Origin of the sequence: Methylobacterium sp. CCH5-D2, from assembly GCF_001556475.1 — a bacterium.
GTDB classification, from domain to species: Bacteria; Pseudomonadota; Alphaproteobacteria; order Rhizobiales; family Beijerinckiaceae; genus Methylobacterium; species Methylobacterium hispanicum.
Genome location: NZ_LSIX01000676.1, coordinates 1 through 1,192, shown reverse-complemented (window position 1 = coordinate 1,192; position 1,192 = coordinate 1). Strand labels below are relative to the sequence as shown.

Annotated in this window: 1 protein-coding gene; it reads left to right on the top strand. The window is 67.8% G+C overall.

Annotation, left to right across the window (positions count from 1 at the left end; genetic code table 11):
• Positions 1–2 precede the first annotated feature (2 nt).
• Positions 3–1,192: elongation factor Tu (gene tuf / locus AX737_RS17895; RefSeq protein ID WP_066923801.1), on the top strand; the 1,190-nt coding region annotated here is incomplete at its 3' end.

Below are 1,192 nucleotides of genomic sequence, written 5' to 3'. Positions count from 1 at the left end.
CTATGGGCAAGGAAAAGTTCAGCCGTACCAAGCCGCACTGCAACATCGGCACGATCGGCCACGTGGACCACGGCAAGACCTCGCTGACGGCGGCGATCACGAAGGTTCTGGCCGAGAGCGGCGGCGCGACCTTCACGGCCTACGACCAGATCGACAAGGCCCCCGAGGAGAAGGCGCGCGGCATCACGATCTCGACCGCCCACGTCGAGTACGAGACCACCAACCGCCACTACGCCCACGTCGACTGCCCCGGCCACGCCGACTACGTGAAGAACATGATCACCGGCGCCGCCCAGATGGACGGCGCGATCCTGGTCGTGTCGGCGGCCGACGGCCCGATGCCGCAGACCCGCGAGCACATCCTGCTCGCCCGCCAGGTCGGCGTGCCGGCGCTGGTGGTGTTCCTCAACAAGGTCGACATGGTCGACGACGAGGAGCTCCTCGAGCTCGTCGAGCTGGAGGTGCGCGAGCTCCTCTCGAAGTACGACTTCCCCGGCGACGACATCCCGATCACCAAGGGCTCGGCCCTGATGGCGCTCGAGGACAAGGAGCCCAAGATCGGCCGCGACGCCGTTCTGAAGCTGATGGAGACGGTCGACGCCTACATCCCGCAGCCGGAGCGCCCGATCGACCTGCCGTTCCTGATGCCGATCGAGGACGTGTTCTCGATCTCGGGCCGCGGCACGGTGGTGACGGGTCGCGTCGAGCGCGGCATCGTGAAGGTGGGCGAGACGGTCGAGATCGTCGGCATCCGGGCGACCACGACGACGACGGTGACCGGCGTCGAGATGTTCCGCAAGCTGCTCGACCAGGGCCAGGCGGGCGACAACGTGGGCGTGCTGCTGCGCGGCACGAAGCGCGAGGACGTGGAGCGCGGCCAGGTCGTGTGCAAGCCGGGTTCGGTCAAGCCGCACACCAAGTTCAAGGCCGAGGCCTACATCCTGACCAAGGAGGAGGGCGGTCGCCACACGCCGTTCTTCACCAACTACCGGCCGCAGTTCTACTTCCGCACCACCGACGTGACCGGCGTGTGCACGCTGCCCGAGGGCACCGAGATGGTGATGCCGGGCGACAACGTGACCATGGACGTCGCGCTGATCGTGCCGGTCGCCATGGAGGAGAAGCTGCGTTTCGCCATCCGCGAGGGCGGCCGCACCGTCGGCGCCGGCGTCGTCGCCGCCATCACCGAGTA